The sequence below is a fragment of the Kitasatospora sp. NPDC097691 genome (genome assembly GCF_040302665.1).
Lineage (GTDB): Bacteria > Actinomycetota > Actinomycetes > Streptomycetales > Streptomycetaceae > Kitasatospora.
Genome location: NZ_JBEORY010000024.1, coordinates 39,143 through 60,914, shown reverse-complemented (window position 1 = coordinate 60,914; position 21,772 = coordinate 39,143). Strand labels below are relative to the sequence as shown.

At 72.3% G+C, this 21,772-nt stretch carries 13 protein-coding genes, 1 pseudogene and 2 CRISPR repeat arrays (1 of these 16 only partly in view); of the genes and pseudogenes, 5 read left to right on the top strand and 9 right to left on the bottom strand.

The window, feature by feature from the left end; all coding sequences use genetic code 11:
- A CRISPR array of direct repeats spans positions 1-950; the repeat unit is 29 nt; unit sequence GGAGCAACCCCCGCGCGTGCGGGGCCGAC; it reaches 116 nt to the left of the window's first position.
- 18 nt (positions 951-968) lie between these two features.
- The 9 genes and pseudogenes from cas2e to ABTY56_RS18955 form a co-directional block, all read right to left on the bottom strand.
- A complete protein-coding gene (cas2e, locus tag ABTY56_RS18995) occupies positions 969-1,247 on the bottom strand; it encodes a type I-E CRISPR-associated endoribonuclease Cas2e (protein ID WP_350630066.1) in 279 nt (92 codons plus the stop codon).
- A complete protein-coding gene (gene cas1e / locus ABTY56_RS18990; RefSeq protein ID WP_350630065.1) occupies positions 1,244-2,266 on the bottom strand; it encodes a type I-E CRISPR-associated endonuclease Cas1e in 1,023 nt (340 codons plus the stop codon). The genes cas2e and cas1e overlap by 4 nt, the downstream gene beginning before the upstream one ends.
- A 3-nt stretch (positions 2,267-2,269) precedes the next feature.
- The gene (cas6e, locus tag ABTY56_RS18985; RefSeq protein ID WP_350630064.1) at positions 2,270-3,043 is read right to left on the bottom strand and encodes a type I-E CRISPR-associated protein Cas6/Cse3/CasE; all 774 of its coding nucleotides are present in this window, start codon (positions 3,041-3,043) and stop codon (positions 2,270-2,272) included.
- Between the two features lie 4 nt (positions 3,044-3,047).
- Positions 3,048-3,896, bottom strand: coding sequence for a type I-E CRISPR-associated protein Cas5/CasD (cas5e, locus tag ABTY56_RS18980; RefSeq protein ID WP_350630063.1), 849 nt, complete (start codon positions 3,894-3,896; stop codon positions 3,048-3,050).
- Positions 3,896-5,035 (bottom strand): type I-E CRISPR-associated protein Cas7/Cse4/CasC, encoded by a 1,140-nt coding sequence (cas7e, locus tag ABTY56_RS18975; RefSeq protein ID WP_350630062.1) that lies wholly within the window; start codon positions 5,033-5,035, stop codon positions 3,896-3,898. The genes cas5e and cas7e overlap by 1 nt, the downstream gene beginning before the upstream one ends.
- A gap of 54 nt (positions 5,036-5,089) precedes the next feature.
- The gene (casB, locus tag ABTY56_RS18970; RefSeq protein WP_350630061.1) at positions 5,090-5,692 is read right to left on the bottom strand and encodes a type I-E CRISPR-associated protein Cse2/CasB; all 603 of its coding nucleotides are present in this window, start codon (positions 5,690-5,692) and stop codon (positions 5,090-5,092) included.
- Complete coding sequence (gene casA / locus ABTY56_RS18965) at positions 5,682-7,403, bottom strand: type I-E CRISPR-associated protein Cse1/CasA (RefSeq protein ID WP_350630060.1); 1,722 nt, start codon at positions 7,401-7,403, stop codon at positions 5,682-5,684. Before casA ends, casB begins: the two co-directional genes overlap by 11 nt.
- A 229-nt stretch (positions 7,404-7,632) precedes the next feature.
- A complete protein-coding gene (cas3, locus tag ABTY56_RS18960; protein ID WP_350630059.1) occupies positions 7,633-10,527 on the bottom strand; it encodes a CRISPR-associated helicase Cas3' in 2,895 nt (964 codons plus the stop codon).
- 171 nt (positions 10,528-10,698) lie between these two features.
- Positions 10,699-13,787: direct repeats of the CRISPR family, unit length 29 nt; unit sequence GTCGGCCCCGCGCTCGCGGGGGTTGCTCC.
- Positions 13,788-14,086: 299 nt separating this feature from the next.
- Positions 14,087-14,374 (bottom strand): annotated as a pseudogene (locus tag ABTY56_RS18955) (recombinase family protein); the annotation flags it as partial.
- A gap of 536 nt (positions 14,375-14,910) precedes the next feature.
- Here ABTY56_RS18955 and ABTY56_RS18950 point away from each other — a divergent pair.
- The 5 genes from ABTY56_RS18950 (at position 14,911) to ABTY56_RS18930 (ending at position 21,033) form a co-directional block, all read left to right on the top strand.
- Entirely contained in the window at positions 14,911-16,875 is a 1,965-nt protein-coding gene (locus tag ABTY56_RS18950; RefSeq protein WP_350630058.1) for a protein kinase domain-containing protein, read from the top strand.
- 92 nt (positions 16,876-16,967) lie between these two features.
- Positions 16,968-17,924 carry a hypothetical protein gene (locus tag ABTY56_RS18945; RefSeq protein ID WP_350630057.1) on the top strand — a complete coding sequence of 319 codons (957 nt, stop codon included), beginning with the start codon at positions 16,968-16,970 and terminating at the stop codon, positions 17,922-17,924.
- Between the two features lie 268 nt (positions 17,925-18,192).
- Positions 18,193-18,639 carry a hypothetical protein gene (locus ABTY56_RS18940; RefSeq protein ID WP_350630056.1) on the top strand — a complete coding sequence of 149 codons (447 nt, stop codon included), beginning with the start codon at positions 18,193-18,195 and terminating at the stop codon, positions 18,637-18,639.
- Positions 18,640-18,864: 225 nt separating this feature from the next.
- A complete protein-coding gene (locus ABTY56_RS18935; protein ID WP_350630055.1) occupies positions 18,865-20,253 on the top strand; it encodes a helix-turn-helix domain-containing protein in 1,389 nt (462 codons plus the stop codon).
- A gap of 189 nt (positions 20,254-20,442) precedes the next feature.
- Positions 20,443-21,033: a GNAT family N-acetyltransferase gene (locus ABTY56_RS18930; protein ID WP_350630054.1), complete on the top strand. Its 591-nt coding sequence runs from the start codon at positions 20,443-20,445 to the stop codon at positions 21,031-21,033.
- Positions 21,034-21,772 lie beyond the last annotated feature (739 nt).

The window sequence follows — 21,772 nt, the reverse complement described above, 5'->3', positions numbered from 1 at the left end:
GGTCGCGGAGCAACCCCCGCGCGTGCGGGGCCGACGTCGGGTGGTTGCAGCCACGCCGGCCGGGGCCGGAGCAACCCCCGCGCGTGCGGGGCCGACTCCGACAGCCACTTTCCGAGCGGGTAATCACCGGAGCAACCCCCGCGCGTGCGGGGCCGACTGCGCCCAGAACTCGGCGGGGTATTTCTGCGGGGAGCAACCCCCGCGCGTGCGGGGCCGACCTGCCCCGGCCCTGGAGAAGTACCGAATCTGCAGAGCAACCCCCGCGCGTGCGGGGCCGACTCGACGCCGGCCCGGCGGCCGATCCGGGAGTAGGAGCAACCCCCGCGCGTGCGGGGCCGACTGTCGCCGAGTTCCTCGCGGTCGGTCAGGACGGGAGCAACCCCCGCGCGTGCGGGGCCGACCCTTCTCGGTCAGCTGCTGCTGCAGCTCGGTGAGAGCAACCCCCGCGCGTGCGGGGCCGACATGAGGAGGCGGGCCTGCCAGGCGGTGGCCGGGGAGCAACCCCCGCGCGTGCGGGGCCGACGGCGGTCATCTGGTTGGTGACGTCCAGCATCGGGAGCAACCCCCGCGCGTGCGGGGCCGACGCTCCGGCAGCGGCCGCTTGCCCGGGTTGCCAGGAGCAACCCCCGCGCGTGCGGGGCCGACCCCAAGGGTGAATCCCGCTCAAACCGGCAGTGGGAGCAACCCCCGCGCGTGCGGGGCCGACGGCCCCCCGAGGTCTGCCGGCTATTCGCCGGCGGAGCAACCCCCGCGCGTGCGGGGCCGACGGAGGCACCGAGATGGCAGAGGCTCAACGCCTGGAGCAACCCCCGCGCGTGCGGGGCCGACATCAGGACTTCGGCGGCGGGCGGGGTGACGGCGGAGCAACCCCCGCGCGTGCGGGGCCGACGATCTCGCGCGGGCTGAGCATCCGGAACAGGCAGAGCAACCCCCGCGCGTGCGGGGCCGACACTTCGTGACCTGCGGGTTTAGCGGCGGGAGCGGGCTGAGAGAATCAGTCCGTCGAAGTCGACGGGCTTCCAGCGGTCCTTGCCGGCGGTGCGGACCGTCCAGCCTTGTTCGTTGGTGGCGGGTTCGACGAGGACGGCCTGGCCGTCGCCGATGCGGGTGGCCAGGAGATCCCAGAGGCGGTCGCGGATGCGGCGGCTGGGGGTACCGACGAAGACGCCGGCGTCGACCTCGACCATCCAGCGGGTGAGGTGGCCGCGGAGGCCTTCGGGGGCTGCGATGAGGATGATGACGGTCATGGGCTGCTCGTGTCCTGGGTGAACTCCGGGCCGATGATGGCCAGGTGCTCGTCGCCCATGCCCGGGTCGGAGGCTGTGACATTTGGTGCGCTTTCCGTGCCCGACCAGTTGACGCCGCCTTGGACTGTGCCGACGCGTTCGTCCCAGAGTTCGTTGACCTCGACGTCGGGCATCTCGGTGCCGTCCGGGCTGAGGAGGGTCTTGACGTCGTGGACGATACGGCCCAGCAGCTTGTCCTGGGCGATGCGGTCGCGCAGGCCGAGGCGGGCGTCACGTTCCTCGGTATGGCCCTGTTGGGCGAGGTCGAAGGCCAGGGGGATGGTGTATTCGGCCTTGTAGAGGTCGGCGATGTCGAGGACGAACGAGGTGGCCAATCCGGTGTGGACGAAGCCGAGGCCGGGGCTGGCGCCCAGGCCGGTGATCACTGCGTGGCAGATTCCGTAGAGCGCGGCGTTGGCCGCCGACAGGAGGCGGTTGAGGTCGTCGCCTGCGGCGTACGCGTCACCGGCCTTGTAGACGCGGCCGTTCCACGGGACACCGGTCCGGCGCGATTCGGCCTGGTAGAGCTTGCGGATGCGGGCGCCTTCGCGGCCGCGCAGCTGTTGCATGGTGGCCGTGCTGACGTCCTCGCCGGGGAACCGCATGCGGTACATGGTCCGGGCGACGGCCAGGCGTTCCTTGGTGCGGCTGACCAGCCAGGCCTGGCGGTTGAGGAGGGTCGCGCCACGGCTGGGGCCGAGGCCGGCGGCGTACATGCGTACGCCCTGTTCGCCGACCCAGCACACGGTGGTGCCGGAGTCGGCGAGCAAGTTGACGGCGCCGTGGGTGATGCGGGTCCCGGGGCCGAGGAGCATGACGGCGACCATGGCGGCGGGGACGCGGACGGTCTCGCGTTTGTTGATGACGACGACGGCGTTCTCGTCGCGGTCGATGTGGCTGCGTTCGACGTAGACGCTGGAGACGCGGTCGGCGAGGCGGTGCAGGGTGTGGGGGTGGGCTTTCCACCAGATGTCGGCCATCGGTCAGCGGGCTCCCGGGGGCAGTGGGGCGAGGGTGAGCAGGCCGCAGCCGTAGGCCTTGGAGGGGCCGATGCCGCCGAGGAGGGCGGTTTGCAGGAGGCCGGGGTCGGTGATGCGCAGGTGGCCTTCGAAGGTGGCGGTGGTGAGGGTGACCGGGGTTCGGGTGCCGGGCTTGGTGAAGGTGCTGCGGCTGCGGTCGGTGATCCGCACCTCCCGGGCGGGCTGCGTGTCGGCAGAGGCGTCCGAGGCATCCGGTTCGAGGCCCGGTGCCGGGCTGTCCGTGCGGGCCTCGGGGATGGTGAAGCCCCAGCGGGTGGTGCGCTCCAGGAACCAGCCGAGTTGCTGGGCGGCGGTGCGGTGGGCCATCCGGTAGGAGCGGTGGTGCAGTTCGGCGGCGGTCTTGGTGCGGTTGGGGCTCGTCTTGTCGGGCTTGGCGGTGTTCTGGACGGGGCTGGCCTTGAGCCGGAAGGCGAACTCGCGGCCGGCGGCGAGCTGGGCGAGCAGCGGGCTGTAGTCGCGGATCGCGTAGTGCTCGCCTTCGGCGTCGGGCCATCCGGCCTGTTCGACGATGTGGGTCCAGTCGGGCTTGGAGGGGGTGAGGACCAGCAGCACGGGTCGGCGCGGGTGGTCGCTGTCCAGGCGCCACAGGATCCGGTCGCCGGGGGTCTGGTCGGGGATGCCGGCCGTGACGGCGCCGTGCAGGGCGCGGGGGTTGGCGAGCAGGTTGCGGCTGGCGGCGCGCAGGGGGTTGATGCGGACGCGCGAGAGGTAGGTCATCGGGTCACCAGCCCAGCAGGGCGAACGGGTCGTGGCCGCCGGCCGCCGTGGCAGGCCGGTCGGTCGTGGACGACGGGGTGAGGCCGGTCGGGACGTCGAGCCAGGCGTGGCGGATCCGTCGGGTGGTGAAGCCGCGCTCGCGCGGGTCGAAGGAGCGCGGCACGTCCTGGAGGGTGTCGTCGCCCGAGGCGTCGTCGAAGGTCGCGGCCAGGTCGATCCGGTGCGGCGAGAACGGTTCGGGGCCCCGTTCGGCGCGTCGCCGGTAGGCGGTCTTGGCGGCGTCGCCCGCCTGCCAGGGCTCGGTGGCCAACACGTCCTCCAGAGTCCCTTCGCGTACCGCGCCGAGGGCGATCGGCTGAGTGGGGACGCAGGAGCGCCGCCCGAGGGCGAGCGGGAAGGCGGGGCGGCGGATCGCCTCGGCGAGCGCCGTGACGAGGGCGGCCGGGCCCTGGACTGCCGCCACGAACACCGCGTCCTGGAGGTAGTAGCGGTGGGTGACGTGGGTGTCCTTGGCCGGGGAGGTCGGCTTCTGCAGGCCCCTCGCGTTGACTCCGGCCTGCGGCAGCGGCCGGCCCCGGTAGTCGCTGACGGTGTGGTAGTCGCGCAGCAGCGTGCCCGGCTGGTCGACGCGCACGCCCAGACGCAGTCCGACCAGGTCGGCGAGGTCCGCCTCGCGCGGCCGACCCGCGGCGGCGGCGAGCAGGCCGACGACGCCGGACTTGGTCGGCTGGGGCCGGCTGTCGCGGCGGTTGAAGGCACTGCGGTCACCCCAGGACTGCAGAGGACCGCCAAGCCGCAGCACGAGAACCAACTGCTCCTCGGGGGCCGGTGCGGGGGTGGGCTCGGCGGGCATCAGTTGTCGTTCACCTGCTCGGTGAGGACGGTGAGCAGGCCGTCGCGCAGCTCGGTGAAGGTGCGGTTCACACCGAAAGCGTCGGAGAGCTTCTGCCCGGTCTCGTCGGTGTCGGTGCCGAGGGTGTGGCAGATGCCGACGTAGAGCGGGGTGTCGCCCCACTGGTCGGTGGCGGTGGCGAACTCGGTGGCGAGGCGGCGCGCGGACTCGGCGACGATGCCCCGGCTCGCCGGGACGGGGTTCTCGTAGGCGGAGACGAGGTTCACCGGCTGGTCGACGCGGACGACGACGGCGACCAGGCTGGGGCGGGTGCGATGGGCGAAGGAGTTGCCGTAGCCGGTGGGCATGGAGCGGGCGAAGGAGTCGACGAACAGGTCGACGGCGTCGACGGCGGCCTTGTCGTCGCCGAGGTTCTCGCGTAGCTGGTGGAGGCCGACGGTGGCGTAGCGGTAGAGGGTGGCGGAGTTGAAGCCGATGGTGCCGATCATGCCGGCGCCGGTCTCGTCGGCGGTGTTCTCGTCATCGACAGCCGTGTAGTAGTCGAATTCCAGCTCGGTGGCGTGGGTGGAGATCGCGTGCGCGACCTGCGTCGCGGCATCCACGTTCAGTCCGGGGATGTCGGCGACCATGCGGCCGAACAGCGCGACGTCGGCCGGGTGGCCGCTCTGCAGCTGCTCCTTGACCGGCAGGGCCTTGACGGCCTCCTCCAGTGCCTTCGCGTCGAGGGCGGCGAGGTCCGCGGCGGCATCGGCGACCAGGGCGACGATGCCGTCCAGCTGGCGGCGCCCGTAGAAGAGGAGGTAGGCGGTGTCGCCCTCCTTCCTGCCGGCGGAGATCCCGGTCGACTTGATCAGGGCGCCGGCGATCCGCTGCGCGTCCTCGGCGGCGAGGCCGGCCCGCTCGGCGATGCCCTTGGCCAGCTGAGCGGCGATCCGCTTCGTGCGGGTGGCGAGGTCCTGCGGGTCGCGGCTCTGGGCGAAGTGGATGCGGGTGGCGCGCTTCCAGGCCTGCGAGGAGACCCGGGAGCGGCGCTTGCCGCCGAAGTAGGCCTCCTTGGGGTTGCCGTTGTCGTCCCGGTTCAGGTTCGCCGGCGGGACGGTCTGCAGGATGTGCACGTCGATGTAGAGGCGGTCGGTCATGCGCTTCTCCTCGAAGGATGCTGGTGCCGATGGTGATAGAGCTGCCGGGCGCGGTCAGTCGGCGGGCGCCTGGTCCTTCCACGTCTGGTAGCCGATGGCCCACTTGAGGCGGACCTGCGGGCGCCGGTCGGTGTGGTGCCAGGCCTGGATGTCGGCCATCAGGTGGTCGTAGTCCAGCGGCTGCCCGACGGTGCGCAGTTGGGTGATCAGGCCGCGCAGGTGGACCAGCAGCGCGGACACGCTGGTCGCGCCGGCGAGCTGGGCGACGCGGGTGTCGAGCGCTTCTTCGCTGAACTTGCCGCTTCGGCGCAGGGCGCGAAGCGCCTGGCCGAGTTTGACGCCGCGGCGGTGCATCGGCGTGGACTGGCTCTGCTGGTGGAGGCCGTAGAGGGCGAGGGCGGCGTGTTCGGCCCTCTGTTCGTCGGAGACCTCGTCGCGCAGCGCGAGGGCGTCGTTGACCTCGCAGCTGTAGAGGGGCCACATCTTGGGGCTGTCCATGACGGGGCGTCCCAGGCCTGAGCGCATGGCCGCGAGGTCCTCGCCGGGCGGTCGGCGCGGCTGCTTGGTGCGGGGGTCGATGCGCCAGGTATGGTCGTGCGCGGTGAAGTCGTCCCAGTACCGGCGCCGTTTGGCGGGGGTGGTGTGTTCAGTAGTCAAAGTCCGCTCCAGGGAAGGGGTCGGAGTCGGGGGCGGGTCCGGTCTCGGCTGCCTTGGCGATGGCCGCTTGCCGTACGGCGTCGGCGTGGCGGGGCAGGATGTCGTTGACTTGGCGTCGGAAGTTCGCGCCGGCCGTGCCGAGCCGGTAGGTCTGTGTCTTGCCCGCTTTGCCGCTCTGGTCGAGGGTGCGGCCGCCAAAGGCATTGGCGGGTGCGGCCAGCAGGAGCGTGTTCGCCACGTCCCACGCCCGGCGGTGGGCGAGTTGCTCCCAGGCGAGTCGACCCTGGTCCAGGACGTCCTCGTCGGTTCCGGCGTCACGGACACCGGCGAGCAGGCGGCGCACCAGGGGGTCGAGGGTGTGCAGGAGGAGTTCGCCGGGGCGTTGGCCCTTGTCCCAGGGGATGGGGTCGGTTCCGGCGGCCCGGCGCAGGTCGGCGGAGAGGTTGTTGACGGCCTGGGCTAGCCGTTCCGCCTGCTCGGCGACGTCCAGGAGCAGCTGGTGGGCTTCGCTGTCCTGGTGGAGAGCGAGTAGTGGCAGGGGGATGGCGTCGTGGATGACGTCCTCGACGACGGAGGACTGGGTGCCGTAGACCATGCCGAAGGTCTCGACCTGCAGCGGGTAGTCGGCGGGGAGGTGGTCGTCCTCCTGGAGTGCGCTGACCTGGTCGAGCAGGCTGCTGGTCTCGAAGGCACCGTCGGTCCTTTGGCGGGTGGGTGCGAGGAGGGCTTCCAGGCCTCGCCAGGCGGCCTTCCCCTGGGTGTGGCGGCGCGGCCTGCGCTCGGGCAGGGCCGAGGGCGACTTCTTCGCGGGCGCGGTGAACGTCCAGGCGGTGTGCGGCTCCAAGTCGGACACCGGTGCGAGCCGGTCGCCAGCGCTGATGACCACCCGGGCGACCCTCAGCTGGCCAGCATCGTCCTGGTGCGGGAGCAGACGGACCCGGCGGGCCTGCCACGTCCACAGGTCCAGGAGACCCTCGGCCGCACGGGACTTCCACGCGGGGACGTGCGGCCCGCGCCGCCACTGCGGGCTGCCGAGGGTGCCTGGTGGGGAGACCGGGAGGTTCAGCAGGAGTGTCTCGTACAGCGTGCGCCCGGTCGGGACGATGACACCGAGCTGGCCGAGCGGGCCGGTCGGGTTCCCGGTCGTCTTGCCCGCCTTGACCTGGGGGTCGTCGACGACGCCAGTCTTGATCGCCGCGGTGTCCCAGCAGTGGGCGTGCACGAGCCAGTGGGCGGCCTGGGCCGCTGTCAGGTCGAGCGCGTTCGCATCCGTACGGCTGGCGAACAGGGGGACGTTGTTGCCGCTCGCCGCGGTCGCCACCAGGGCGGCGGAGCCCTTCGTCTCGCCCTTGGCGGTGCGCAGCCCGGCGACCTGCCCGAAGGGGCCCTCGGGATCGAAGAGGTCGAACTTCGCGTGGTGCTCGTCGAGGTAGGTCCGGAGGCTGTCCAGCTCCTCCTTCGTGAATCCGCCCTTCTGCGCGAGCCGTTCGCCCTTCTGCCGGAGAGTCTGAGGTGCTCCGGTGGCGTCGGCGACGACGGGCAGCAGGACCTGGCGCAGGACGGCCGGCAGTTGGGTGGAAAACTCCACGACCAAGCCCGCAAGATCGTGGGACCGGGCCAAAGCTTCGGCGATCCCCAGCTTCACGGGAGGACCGCCGCCGATCGGTCGTACCGTCAGCCACGGTTCGTCGACGAGGTTGTACCCAAGCACGGGCTGTTCTCCCAACTAGCTTTGTCTAGCTTGTTGCTGGTTCATCGTGGCACCGGTGAAGGTCTGTTGTGGGGTGAATGCTTGAATTGCCCTCGGCCCCACGGGATTTGTGCGCGGGGATGGCCCCTGGCTCTGTCTGCGAGCCGGCTCCGGCTGCAAGTCGGCCCCGCGCTCGCGGGGTTGGGGTCGCGTGGGCGGAACGGCAATCCGTCCGTTCCGCCCACGCGCTCTACCGGTACGGGCGTCCTCCGCTCACCACGAGGCCGATCAGGTCGTCGTAGCGCAGTCGGAAGTCGCCGAGGACCGCGGCGCCGTGCTCGTCGAGTTCGAGTGCCAGGCTGTACCGCAGCCACGGATGATCGCGCCAGCCCGCCAGCGGACGGAGCGTCTGCTCGGCCACCACGGTCAGCTTGGCAGGGAGGCGCACCGTCCCGGCGAGAACGTCGTCCACCACCTCGGCCGCGACCTCGCCGCAAGGCCCGAGCCTGCGGCCCGCCATCGTGTGGACGCCGCGGTCGGTTCGGCGCACCAAGACGACCTCGACGCTGCGGTCCCCGTCCCGGACGAGCGCTTCGAACTGCCCTTCCGTCAGCCTGCCCTGGGCTCCGAAGTGCAGGCCGGCCAAGGTCTGCGCGCCGTGATCCCCGGAGCGGGTCAGCACGAACTGGGCGGCTTCCGCACGACGCTTGGCCTGCCGTGCCTCCCAGTCCTGCCGGGCCTGCGCCTCAGCCTCGGTCCACCCAGCCGGGACGACAGGATCGGTGCCGTACACGCGAGCGACCAGATCCGGCACCTGGCCGGGGATACTCCAGGTGCCCCCGGCCTTCGCCGCCCGCTCGACCTCAGCGGCCGTGCGCAGCAAGAGGTAGCGGCCGTAGATCCCTTCGGAGGCCCGCAGGACGTGCGGCACGCTGTCGTCGTCAAGGTGGATTCCGGTAACGGCGACGGTGGGCAGGGACAGCAGGTCGGGGCGCTTCACACCGTCGTGGCGGTGAAGGCGTCCGATGCGCTGGAGGAGCAGGTCCATCGGTGCGAGGTCGGTGATCAGCAGATCGGCGTCGACGTCGAAGGACTGCTCCGCGAGCTGGGTCGCGACGACGATCAGCCGGTCAGGGCGCTCCGATCCCTCCCCCGGCGGTCCGAGGAGTTTCAGCACCTCCTGCGTGCGGTCGGCGCGATGGCCCGCGTGCAAGCGACCGTGCAGCAGTCGGACATCGGCACCGAACTCCTTGCAAAGGGCCTCGAACGTGGACTGGGCTCGGGCCACCGTGTTTCGGATGACCAGAACGCATCCGCCGTCGACCAGACGCTCCCTCAGGTACTCGACCACAGCAACGTCCGCGACCCCAGCGTCGCCCCGAGCGGCTCCGGAATCGGTCCGCGCCAGCGGCTCGTCTAGCACCTCGACCCGCACCCGGAGGTCGTCACGCCAGGATTCGGTGCTCTCGACCAACAGCTCCGGCCGCGCATCCAACCCCAGCCAGGCCGCTGTCACGCTCGGATAGCCCGGTGGCTCGGGAAGCTCCAGCACCGCCGAGGCCTCGGCCGACTGCGCCCCGGCCAGGTATGCGGAAACCAGGCGGCGCCGCTGGTCCGGCGGCAGGGTCGCCGACAGCAGCAGCACCGGTACTCCGGCCTGCCCGAGCCACCACAGGCCCTCCAGCAGGAACTGCGACATGTAGACGTCAGCGGCATGGACCTCGTCCAGGATCACGACCTTGCCGACCAGACCGGCCATCCGGAGCATCACGTGCTTGGTGCGGGTCGCGGCATACAGGAGCTGATCGATGGTGCCGACCGCGAACGGGCTGAGCAGACCACGGCGGCGGCCGAGGAACCACTCGGCGGGAGCCCTGCGCTCCCCGTCCTCGCAGCCGTCGAAGCAGTCGGTCCGCATGCCGAACTCGTCTTCCCCCACTGACGAGTAGCGGGAGTCGGCGTCCTGCCCCCAATCTCCCGCGCCGTCCAGCAGGCCGCGCCACTCCTTGTTGAACGTCCGCTTGCCGTGCAGCAGAGCGACCTGGTCCTCCAGGCCGTCCTCGACCTCTCGCAGCCATGACCGGAACTGGGTGAACATCGGGTCCGCGGTGGCCTGGGTCGGCATACCCAGGAACACCCCGTCCGCGCCGTGTCGCGCGGCCATCAGCTCGGCCGCCGCCAGCGCAGCCTTCGTCTTCCCCTCCCCCATCGGCGCCTCGACGACTACCAGGCCCGGCCGGCCCATACGACGCACTACATCGAGAACCAACTCCTGTGAAGGCCTGGACCCATGGCCGAAGCGGTCCCGGAACATCTCCGGGCCCGGAAGGGCCAATGCTCCCCATCCACCACGCAGTTCGAGCTTCGACCACGCCACCATGGCCCGATTGCGCGCGTGAGACATCGTCACATTCACCAGGTCGGAGACGCCTTTGAAGTGCTGTTCGTCGCTGGCGATCCAGTCCGCCATCACCACGAAGCCCGACAGCTGGAGCTGCATCGCACGGCTTGGCACCATCAAAGGTTCGACGCCGGTAAGCGGCGACTCGCCCTCGTAGCCGAGCTCCCGGGTGAACACCTCTACCAGCGCCGACTGTGCGTGCTTCCAGGGCCGACTGCTTCCCTGCAGCTTCTCGTTCCTCTTCGGCGGACTCAGTTGCCCCAGTGTCGGGATCAGCCCATGGTGACCGGCGACCAACGGCCACACCCAACCAACCTGCTCCTCCGACCACCTCGCTTCAGCGAGTAGCGCCTTCAGCACGCGGGCACCGGCTTTGTCATGCCGCCAATGCGCTCCCTTCACCGCGTACTTGTCCCAGGTGAGCCCTGTCTGGCGGACCGCGGCCCCGCCGGCGGCGTCGAGCTGCTGAAACACCGGCGTGGCCTTGCCACAGTCATGGATGCCGCACAACCAGGCGAACAGACGCCGCCCCTTGCCGGCGCCACCTCCCAGGGCGTCCAGGCGCCGCCGCGTCACCGGCGGCATGTAGCGGTCCCAGACCACCTCGGCCACCGCGGCGGTGTCCAGCATGTGCGACAGTAAAAGGTTGGGAGTCCCACCGGCACGACCCGCCGACTTGCCCCATAGGGCTCCCAGCCAGCCCCTGACTTCCGGTGGATACCAGCGCCAACGGTCCTCGACCATCGTCCCGACCTCCATGTACGAGTACGCTTCGAGAGCCTAGAACCCAGCACTGACAACTCGCTTTGAAGCAAAGGAAGATGAGGATAATAAGACCTCTCCTCGGGCGGGCGCTATCCAATCGAACTAACTCAACCGCCGCCCCCTGAAGCCAAACGCTGCAGGTCAGCAAGCGTCGGCCCCGCGCTCGCGGGGGTTGCTCGACCGCCGCCGAGGCGGCCGAGCTGGCGGCCGAGTCGGCCCCGCGCTCGCGGGGGTTGCTCGGCCGTTGCAGCTCGAAGGTGATGGTGACGACGGTCGGCCCCGCGCTCGCGGGGGTTGCTCCCACTCCCGCCGGCCCGCCCCGTTCGCGACGTCGTCGGCCCCGCGCTCGCGGGGGTTGCTCCTCCGACGCGGAGATGGACGTCCGGGCGATCGTGTCGGCCCCGCGCTCGCGGGGGTTGCTCCGGCAACGTCCTGTTCTCCATCTCCGCCGCCGAGTCGGCCCCGCGCTCGCGGGGGTTGCTCCTCGCCGGAGACGCCCGATGAGCCAGCCCCAGCGTCGGCCCCGCGCTCGCGGGGGTTGCTCCCACCCTCAACCCCGATGGAGACGCGCTGATGGGTCGGCCCCGCGCTCGCGGGGGTTGCTCCAGCACGCCCACGCTGGCCCAGCAGATCGCCGAGTCGGCCCCGCGCTCGCGGGGGTTGCTCCGCGGGCCTCCTCGACCGATCGCTGCAGGGGGAGTCGGCCCCGCGCTCGCGGGGGTTGCTCCTCCGGCGGCCGGCCGTCCGCCGTGGCCGTGTCGTCGGCCCCGCGCTCGCGGGGGTTGCTCCCTGACCGATGCCCAGAAGGCCGCGCGCGCCGCGTCGGCCCCGCGCTCGCGGGGGTTGCTCCGCGGGGTCGAAGATCATCGGCAGCTTGATCGAGTCGGCCCCGCGCTCGCGGGGGTTGCTCCACCGCCGAGCGCCTCCGCACCCCCGTCCGCCGGTCGGCCCCGCGCTCGCGGGGGTTGCTCCCCCATCGCGGCCTGAGGAGGCAACACCCTTGGGTCGGCCCCGCGCTCGCGGGGGTTGCTCCTCGACTTCCAAGTCCGACCAGTCGCCGGGGACGTCGGCCCCGCGCTCGCGGGGGTTGCTCCGCGCCACCGACCTCCTGCGCCCCCTCGCCTACGTCGGCCCCGCGCTCGCGGGGGTTGCTCCGCCACGTGGCGGGAGATCGCGGCGATCACGTAGTCGGCCCCGCGCTCGCGGGGGTTGCTCCTGGTTCGGCCGCTGTTTCAGGCCTCCAGAACAGTCGGCCCCGCGCTCGCGGGGGTTGCTCCCTCTGCGGCCTGCTCGGGACTGCCGTTCGGGTGTCGGCCCCGCGCTCGCGGGGGTTGCTCTCGTCTCGTGCTTGTCCCGGGCGGAGCCCGAGCGTCGGCCCCGCGCTCGCGGGGGTTGCTCTCGTCTCGTGCTTGTCCCGGGCGGAGCCCGAGCGTCGGCCCCGCGCTCGCGGGGGTTGCTCCCGAGTCATTAGCGCCGCCCAGCCATTCGGCCAGTCGGCCCCGCGCTCGCGGGGGTTGCTCCGCCCGCCGCAGCGTCGCGCTCACCTACGAATGGTCGGCCCCGCGCTCGCGGGGGTTGCTCCCCCTTACGCATGAGTGCCAGCATCGCGAGTGCGTCGGCCCCGCGCTCGCGGGGGTTGCTCCAGCGGGGAGCCGATGTCGCGCACGGGCCACTTGTCGGCCCCGCGCTCGCGGGGGTTGCTCCCGCTTCTCGTACGGCTCCTGGGGGCGGTCGTCGTCGGCCCCGCGCTCGCGGGGGTTGCTCCTCGGTGCGCGCGGAGGCGGACTTCTTCCTCAGGTCGGCCCCGCGCTCGCGGGGGTTGCTCTCCGCCTGATCGTCGAGGTGCTCGACACACCTCGTCGGCCCCGCGCTCGCGGGGGTTGCTCCGCTGGATCCGCAGCCAGGAAGACCAGCTCGGCGTCGGCCCCGCGCTCGCGGGGGTTGCTCCTGACCATCGGCCAGACCATCCCCGACGAGCCCGTCGGCCCCGCGCTCGCGGGGGTTGCTCCGACAGGTGCACGCGGACGTCCCGCCAGATGACGTCGGCCCCGCGCTCGCGGGGGTTGCTCCCGGGCGACCAGCTCGGTCAGGTCCTGCCAGTAGTCGGCCCCGCGCTCGCGGGGGTTGCTCCGGGCTGCGTTTCCCCCCGGGGAGGAACAGGTGGTCGGCCCCGCGCTCGCGGGGGTTGCTCCGTCTGGAGGTTCACGGCGAGGGCCGGCGGCGCGTCGGCCCCGCGCTCGCGGGGGTTGCTCCGGCGTCTGCATGGTCATCTGGGCGGCCTGCTCGTCGGCCCCGCGCTCGCGGGGGTTGCTCCGTCGAGCACGCCGGCTGCGGTGGCGACGTCCAGTCGGCCCCGCGCTCGCGGGGGTTGCTCCCCCATGGGTACCACTCCAGGCCTCGGCGGCCGGTCGGCCCCGCGCTCGCGGGGGTTGCTCCGACGAAAGCCCCCCGGTCTGATCCCCACCGTGTCGGCCCCGCGCTCGCGGGGGTTGCTCCAAGACCGGCTTCCGGACGTCGGCCCGGGACGTGTCGGCCCCGCGCTCGCGGGGGTTGCTCCCTCAAGACGCATTCCCGGGATCTCTGGAAGCAGTCGGCCCCGCGCTCGCGGGGGTTGCTCCGGCAGCGGCCTCGGGGTCCCCCAGGATCTGCAGTCGGCCCCGCGCTCGCGGGGGTTGCTCCGCCTCGGTGAGGGCAAGATCCCGACGCAGGTTGTCGGCCCCGCGCTCGCGGGGGTTGCTCCTGGTCCACCACCATCACGATTGCCGTCCCGAAGTCGGCCCCGCGCTCGCGGGGGTTGCTCCTGAACTGGACGGTGCCCGGCGTCCTTGCCGACATCGGCCCCGCGCTCGCGGGGGTTGCTCCCACTTCGCCGGCACGGTGCTCGGCGACTCGGCGTCGGCCCCGCGCTCGCGGGGGTTGCTCCGCCCGCGTGGTCGAGGAGGTGTGCGAGGCCCTGTCGGCCCCGCGCTCGCGGGGGTTGCTCCGGCCCACAGACGAGCAGGGCGACGGCGGCGCCGCCCGCGGCCTGTCGGCCCCGCGCTCACGGGGGTTGCTCCTCGTCTTCCGCGGCTGGGACATCCTCGACGCCGTCGGCCCCGCGCTCGCGGGGGTTGCTCCACGATCCGCTGGAACCCGGTGAAGGGCTGCGAGTCGGCCCCGCGCTCGCGGGGGTTACTCTGTCCCGCGGTTGAGGTACCAGTACTCGAGGCGGTCGGCCCCGCGCTCGCGGGGGTTACTCCCCAAGGCAGCACGGGGGAGGAGAGATGCCCACGCTGGTGGGGTTCCCGTGGTTCGGCGGCGCGGTCTTGCGCTTGCTCGTGTACGTGTCGCCCTGGTTCTTGTACGCGTGGGTCGCGGGGGTGTCGAAGCCGGCGGCTTCCAGGGCCGTGGCGGTCATCCACTGGCTCTGCCCCTCCAGAGGAAGCTTGCCCAAGTACAGGACGGCCTCGGACGTGACCAGGTCCGGCTCCAGGGTGCGGCCGCCGCCGGGGCGGTCGTACCCGTACGGCGGCTGCCCGCCGGCCCAGCGGTCCGTCTTGCGCAGGTGCTTGTGCGCGGCCGTCACGCGGGCCTTGATCCGCTTGAGTTCCATCTCCGCGAAGGTCGACGCCAGCATCAGGGAGGTCTTGGCCGGCTCGTTCCCGAAGGACGACTCGCGGCCCTCCCGGTAGTCGAGGGTGATGCCGTCGTCGGTGAAGACCAGGACCTTGTGGTTCTCCTCCGCCCAGTGGGCGAGGTCCGCGCAGTCCTTGGCCGACCGGAACGCCCGGTCGGCGTGATCTGAGCAGATACGTCCAGGTCCTCGAAAGACCCGACGATCTCCCACTCCTTCGCCAGCGCGTGCCGGTCGCTGACTCCGCCTGCACCAGGTGCGAGACCTTGCCCTCGTCCTCGTGCGTGTCAGAGACACGCGAACCCACCACCGCCCGAACCGGCGCCAACGCCGTCACCATGCCCATGGGCTCCCCCTACCGCCAAGGCAAGCGGGCACCCTCGAACAGGCTGCGCTCGAATGAGTGGACCTTTGTCGAAAAGGCGTCTATCCGCTTCATGATCGACCTGTCGAGGCAGCTCCAGGCGAACGACCCGGCCCCGCTGACCTCGTCGATCTTCTGGTACCGGGACGGCATGGCGAGCGGCCTGCCGACCGCGTGACGCCCGCTGCCGCTGCCTGCTGCCTGCCGAGTTGGCACGCTGTGTGCGAAGCACTCGAGCCGCCGGCATCCGCCACCGGCGGCCGGGAACCCGGTGTCCACGGGGCGCGTCCTCGTCGACGGTCGGCGTGCCGTAGGGTGCCGCGCCGGCAGGCACAGTCGGCGGTGGCGCACGGCGGGCACGACACGGAGCGGGGAGCAGCAGACGATGGACGACCGGACGCAGCAGGGCGACAGACCCGGCGGGGGCGAAACGCCCTCCACCGCCCCGGGCGAGGCCAGTCGGGCCGAGGACGCCCGGGTTGACGACACCCGGACCGGGGACACCCCGGCCGAGGACGCCCGACCCGAGGACGCGCGCGGGGCCTGGGAGCTCCCGGGCTACCTCCACGACCGCGAACTCGGCGCCGGGGCCAGCGGCCGAGTCGTGCTCGCCCACCACCTGGAGACCGGCACCCCGGTCGCGATCAAGTACCTCCACGACCGCGTCGGCACGCCGGCGCTGCGCGCCGAGGCCGAGGTCCTCGCCCGGATCGACTCCCCGCACATCACCCGGCTCTACGAGTACGTGGAGGGCGCGCGGGGCTCCGCCATCGTGATGGAACTGGTGGACGGCATCGCCCTGCGCGACCTGCTGCGTGCGGAGGGCGCCACCACCGCTCAGGCCGCCCTGGTGGTGCTGAAGGGCTCCCTGCTGGGCCTGGCCGCCGCCCACGAGGCCGGGGTGGTGCACCGCGACTACAAGCCCGCCAACGTGCTCGTCGACGCGGCCGGCCTCTCGAAGCTGGTCGACTTCGGCATCGCGGTGCCCAGCGGCGACGACCGCGACGTCTCCGGCACCCCCGCCTACATGCCGCCCGAGCAGTGGGCGGGCCGCCCGGCGTCCCCGGCCGGGGACGTCTACGCCGCCACCGTCACGTTCTTCGAGTGCCTCACCGGTGCCCGTCCCTTCGACGGCGCCACGATCGCCGAACTCGCCGTCCAGCACGCCGAGGCGCCGATCCCGGCCGAGCTCGCGCCCGACCTCGTCCGGCCGCTGATCCTGGCCGGTCTGGCCAAGGACCCCGGGGCCCGTCCCGACAGCGCGGCCACGTTCGTCCGCGAGCTGGAGGCGGTCGCGACGGCCGGCTACGGGCCGGGCTGGGAGGAACGGGGCCGCCTCGACCTCCTGGCCCTGCTCGCCCTGCTCGCGGCACTGCTGCCCGGCGCCGGCGCGGCCGCGGGCGCCACCTCGCTGGCCCACACCTCCCTGGGTTCCCAGAGCTCCTTGGGCTCCTTGGGCTCCTCCGGCTCCCCCGGTGCTTCGAGCGCGCTCGGCCCGCAGGGCGCGGATCCTGTGGCCCAGGGGGTCCTGCGCCGGGTCTCGGCCCGGCACGGGGTGCTCCGGCGCAATCGCGGCAAGGCCCTCACCGGCGTCGCGGCCGGTGCCCTCACCCTGGCCACGCTGGCCGGCCTGGCGGCCGCAGGGGCCACCGGCGGCGGTGCCCGGACGGTCGTCGGCGCAGCCTCCCCGGAGGCGACCACCAGCCTCGGCCCGCAGCAGCCGACGGACGGCGGCGCCTCCCCCTCCCCGAGCGGCGACGGCTCCACGCCGAGCCCGACGGCCTCCGCCGCCTCCCCGACGGCTTCGCCCACGGCCACCGCCGGCACACCCGGCGGCACCCCCACCGCCGGGTCGACCACCAAGGCGCCCACGGCACCGGCCGCGCCGAGCCAGTCCTCCCCCGGCGGGCCGGCCGCACCGTCCGCCCCTGTCGCGCCCGGCCCCACCACGGCCGCGCCGGCATCGCCCCCGGTCACCACCCCGCCGAGCCCGAGCCCGAGCCCGACGGTCGCCCCCGCCACCCTGACGGTCGGCTCGGTCACCCTGAACTCCTTTTCGTGCAGCGGACGTTGGAGCCTGACCGCGACGGTCATGGTGACCGCCCAGGGCGCCGGCAGCGGGACCCTGACGTTCAGCTGGTACCACAGCTCGGGCGGCCGAGCGGTCACCGTCGCGACCGACACGGTGCCCGTGCAGAACGGCACCGCCACCATCACCCGCGCGCATGACTTCGGCTCCGCCGACACCTTCCCGACCTGGGGCGTGCGCGTGACCACCACCCCGGCGGCGGCCAAGCCGGGCAAGACGTCCGCCGAGACGGCCGCCTTCCTCTGCGATCCGCCCCGCTGACGCTCCGGCGTCGAATCCCGGTCTCCCGACTTCCGTTCCTTTCCGGTCCCTCCCGTTCCTGTTCCCGCTCTCGTTCCCGTCCTGGAGAAGCCATGTCCACCTCCCGCCCCGACTCCGCGCCCGACCCGGGCGCGGACAAGACCGTCGTTCTCGGCGGGCACCCAGCCGCCGGAAGCGGTACGGGCGTCGAAGCCGACGCGGGTGAGGCGACCGTCCGGCTGTCCCGCGAGGCGGAGGCGACGGTCCGCCTCACCGGTGACGGTGCCGGTGCCGGTGCCGGTGGCAGGGCGGGGTCGGACGAGGAGGAGGCGGAGCCGGAGAGCGCGACCTTCCTCGACCCCCGCGTCTGGGGCAGCGCACCGCAGAGCGGGCAGACCCTCACCCTCACCGAATCCACGCGGACCGGAGAGTCCACCGCTCCGGCCGAAGCCCAGGACGCCGAAGCGAAGCCCACCGCGCCCGGCGCCATCTCCGCCGGTTCCGCCGGTTCCGCCGGTTCCGCCGGTTCCGCCGGTTCCGCCGGTTCCGCCACGCCGCCGGAACGCCCGCTCGCCTCGGGCGAGTTCCGCCACTTCGGCCCCGGCGTCCCCCCGCGGGCCGCCGCCGCCTGGCACGGTCAGACGGTGCCGGAGGCCGGACAGCCACGGCCTCCCCGCCGGACGTGGCGGTGGCTGGCCCCGTTGCTCGTCCTCCTCCTGGCCCTCGCAGCCTTCCTGTTCTGGCGCCACCTGCGCACACCGGCCCTGGCCGTCACCGGCGTCACCGTGACGACCGACCAGGCGAATCCCGGCTGCGCGGCCACCGCGGTGATCACCGCCGCCGTGGAGACCAACGGCGGTGCCGGTGCGCTGCGCTACCGCTGGGTGCGCAGCGACGGCACCACCTCGGACGAGATCGCGCAGGACGTCCGCTCCGGCGTGCACCACACCGACCTGGTGCTGCGCTGGAGCTTCGAGGGCCAGGGCGCACTCCAGGCCACCGCGACCCTGCAACTCCTCGCCCCGACCACCCGCACCGCCACCACCACCTTCACCTACCACTGCACCTGAGCCCCGCCGCCCAGCCCGCGAGGACCGGTCCCGCCGCATCATGCGGCGGGAGGGCCGGTTCATGGCGGCGGGCTGCTCGTCCGGGCTCAAGCCGAGCCGGTTCACCTGCCTTCGACGTCCTCGGCGTCCTCTCCAGCGGCCCGGCGCCGCTCGTGCCGCAGCCCTGAGCGGGTCTCCTAAGCTGCGGCCATGCCGAAGATCAGACTGAGCAACGACACCGAGAAGACTCTGGGAATATGGGTCGAACCGTGGGGGCGCGGACTACTGGATGAAACCCGACGAGAAGTTCACGGTCGTCACCGGCACTCCGAAGGACCCGGATCCCGACGAAGCGCCGTTCGAGGTCGTCTTCCATGACCAGGGCGCCAGCGTGTGGGTGAACATCGGCGACGAACCCACCGTCCACGACCACTCGGGCAGCGAGATCGACTGCGGGCACCGGCGTCCGGTCGAGGTCCTCCGCTCCTGGACCGAAGCTACCGAAGCCGCCGCGGAACACCCCGACTTGTCAGCCGAACGCCGAGCGGCGGTCCGAGGTCATGCGCAGACCATGCGGTGGCACCTTGCAAGGGCCGGCGCGATCCAGGAGTGCGGGCTGCGGGACGTGCTCGACGACACAGTCGGTGTTCCGGCCGTGTGGAACTCCACTCCTCGCCCGCGGACTTCGATGCGGAACGTGACGGGGCGTGGGGCATCGGGCATCAGCACGGGGTGAAGCCGGCTTTCCGCGCGAGGTCGTCGGGACGGTAAGGGCTCCGTGGGTGGTGCGTCGACCGGATGGCCGGGACTCGATGGCCGAAGCCTGCGGGCCGACCCGTCCCGGCCAACGCGCCTGACGGCGCGATAGGTAGGGTGGAACGGCAAACACGGCTCTGACCAGCGGGGGCGGAACGGGCCTGGAACGCCGGAACACGGGACGCCGGGGGAACGGAGGGGACAGGTGTCACAGGACACGGGGGCCGCGGAGGCGGAGGAGTTCGCGCGGCTGCTGCGGGAACTCAAGACCCGCTCGGGCCTGAGCTACGGGACGCTGGCCAAGCGGCTGCACATGAGCACGTCGACGCTGCACCGCTACTGCAGCGGCACGGCGTTGCCCAACGAGTACATGGCGGCGGAGCGCTTCGCCCGGCTGTGCCGGGCGACCCCGGACGAGCTGGTGGAACTGCACCGGAGCTGGATCCTGGCGGACGCGGCCCGGGGACGGCGGACGGACCGGGTCGCGGAGCCGGCGTCGGCCCAGGTGCAGGCGCAACCTTCGGAGCCGGCGTCGGAACCGGTTCCGACGCCGGCTCCGGTCGCGCCGCAGCAGGCCGACCGGGCGGAACCGGCGGAACCGGGTGAACTCCCGCCAGGGGAGGCGGGCGGGGAGCCGGTCATCGAGCTGCTGGCGCAGCCCGGATCGCCACGGCGCCGCCGCAACGTGCTGATCGCCTCTGCCGCGGCCGTCGCGCTGCTGGCCGCCGTGGTCGTCGTCGTGCGCCCCGGCGTCTGGGGCGGCGACAACGGTTCGGGCGACCGGCAGGCGGCCGGCGCCACGGCGTCGGGCGCACAGGCGACCGGCACGTCGGCGACGGGCACGACGGCCCTGCAGGAACCGCTGCCCTCCGTCACCGGTTCCTCCGCCGGGAACGCAAGCTCGGCGGACACCGCCTCGGCAGCCGCCACCCCGCGCGCGACCGCGGCCACGAGCCCGACCACCACCCCCAGCGCCGCCCAGCCGACCGACGGACCCGCGCCGCTCACCATCGGCACCCGCCCGTACGTCTACGCCGACCAGTGCAGCCAGCACTTCCTCGTCAACAGCGCGCCCGCCCAGGTCGGTCCGCCCGCCCCCGAACGCGACGCCCCGCGCTGGGCCGCCGCCTACGGCGCGGTCTCCTCCGGCGAGCAGCAGATCGCCTTCACCGTCCAGGGCACCGGAGCGGACACGGTCGTCCTCGAGGCGCTGCACGTGCGGATCGCGGCCAAGGGTGCGCCGCTGGCCTGGAACGACTACTCGATGGGCGTGGGCTGCGGCGGCGACGTCGAGACCAAGTCCTTCGACATCGACCTCGACCGGGGCAGCCCCACGGTCACCGTCAAGGGCGGCCAGCGCAACTTCCCGTACAAGGTCAACGAGTCCGACCCGGAGGTCTTCTACGTCACCGCCCACACCAAGGCGCACGACGTCCGCTGGGACCTCACCCTGGACTGGTCCAGCGGCAGCCGCCACGGCACCGTCCGCATCGACAACAGTGGCACCGCCTTCCGCACCAGCGCCGACGTCAACCGCCCGGGCTACGACTACCCGCTGGGCTACAACGAGTGGATCAAGCGGGCGGACGGCTGAGGGGTGTCCGCCCGGTCATGTGCGGAGCCGGATGGTGAGGGCGGCCGCGGTGACGGTGCCGAGGTGGACGTCACCGCGCTCGTCGTCGTGGGTGGCCACTCCTCGGGCGTGTTTTGAGCCTGTTGACGGCCCGTTCGACGGTGTTGCTGGGTCAGTAAACGTGTTGACGATGGCAGAAGGGTAGCGGTCATGATCGCTGTCATGTCTACAGAGATATCCTTCGCTGAGAAACCGACTCTCACCGGCGAGCGCGTGGTTTTGCGTCCGGTCCGTGTGGTCGACGCACTGGCCGCGGCGGCGGCCGATCCGGAAGCGGATCGGCTGACCGGCACCCACGAGACTTTCAGCCTCGAAGCGTTGGAACGCTGGTACGGCTCCCGAGCCGAGCACGCCGATCGGCTGGACCTGGCGATCGCCGAACGGACCACCGGCGAATGCGTCGGCGAGGTCGCGTTGTCGGACCTTGATGTCCAGAACCGTTCCTGCTCGTTTCGGATCAGTCTGTTCGACCGTCGGTCCTTCGGCCAGGGGCTGGGCACCGAGGCAAGCCGACTGATCCTGGCCCACGCCTTCGAAGCCGTCGGCGTGCACCGGATCGAGCTGGAGGTCTTCGCCTTCAACCCGCGGGCCCGCCACGTCTACGAGAAGCTCGGCTTCGTCCACGAGGGAACCAGACGTGATGCTCTGTGCTGGGACGGCGAGTGGATCGACGGACACACCATGGCCATCCTGGCCGACGAATGGGCCACACACCGCGGCCACCCGCACCCAGCGGGCTGATCTCCGGGGCGGGAAGACGAGCCCTGTCTCCTGATAGGCCTTTTCGCTCCGGTTCACGAAGCACCTCGCCGAGCTGTTCCTCCAGTCACTGCACCCGGCGCAGAGGCTCGGCACGGTCACAATCAAGGGCAGCCGGAATACGCCAGAAATGTGCCGTAGGGATCAACCCCGACGGCGTGCGGCGGGGTCGCACTCAGCGACGTGCCGGGCGACCGCGTCGACGCCGGGGCGAGCGTAGCGTTCCAGGGACCGTACGGAGGCGTGGCGGGAGCGGGCCAGCAGCATCGGCGTGGACGTGCCGTTCTCCGCGTCGTGCGTCAACGCACTGTGCCTGAGCTGGTGCAATGTCCATCCCGCCAGGTCCTCGACGGCCTCGGGCCGGGCAAGCGGGTTCGCCAGCAGCCGGGTGGACTCCTCGAAGATCTCCTCCCCCCCGGCGGTAGGAGAGCCGGGCCCGGCTGGTCTCCTCGCACACGTCCAGCGTCGCGGTTCCAACTGGGGACTTGCGACCGGTCAGGAACAGCGGCCCGCGGATGCGGCCGGCGATCAGGCGGGCAACGCCACGCCAACCAATGGGAGCACACGCGCGTCGTGACGGTATGGCACCGTGCAGGGACGCATGAGCGGCGGTTGTGCTTACCGGACCTCCCGCACTTGTTGGCTCGTCAGGGTGGTTCCGCAGTAAATACCGGATTTACTGCGGCAGGGCCTCTACCGTGATCACCACGACCTGCGGCGG

Coding starts and splice junctions, on each gene's coding strand:
- ABTY56_RS18930 (WP_350630054.1), top strand. CDS start 20,443: ATGATCGCTGTCATGTCTACAGAGATATCCTTCGCTGAGAAACCGACT.
- cas1e (WP_350630065.1), bottom strand. CDS start 2,266: ATGGCCGACATCTGGTGGAAAGCCCACCCCCACACCCTGCACCGCCTC.
- cas6e (WP_350630064.1), bottom strand. CDS start 3,043: ATGACCTACCTCTCGCGCGTCCGCATCAACCCCCTGCGCGCCGCCAGC.
- ABTY56_RS18940 (WP_350630056.1), top strand. CDS start 18,193: ATGAAACCCGACGAGAAGTTCACGGTCGTCACCGGCACTCCGAAGGAC.
- cas2e (WP_350630066.1), bottom strand. CDS start 1,247: ATGACCGTCATCATCCTCATCGCAGCCCCCGAAGGCCTCCGCGGCCAC.
- ABTY56_RS18950 (WP_350630058.1), top strand. CDS start 14,911: ATGGACGACCGGACGCAGCAGGGCGACAGACCCGGCGGGGGCGAAACG.
- ABTY56_RS18945 (WP_350630057.1), top strand. CDS start 16,968: ATGTCCACCTCCCGCCCCGACTCCGCGCCCGACCCGGGCGCGGACAAG.
- cas3 (WP_350630059.1), bottom strand. CDS start 10,527: ATGGTCGAGGACCGTTGGCGCTGGTATCCACCGGAAGTCAGGGGCTGG.
- cas7e (WP_350630062.1), bottom strand. CDS start 5,035: ATGACCGACCGCCTCTACATCGACGTGCACATCCTGCAGACCGTCCCG.
- cas5e (WP_350630063.1), bottom strand. CDS start 3,896: ATGCCCGCCGAGCCCACCCCCGCACCGGCCCCCGAGGAGCAGTTGGTT.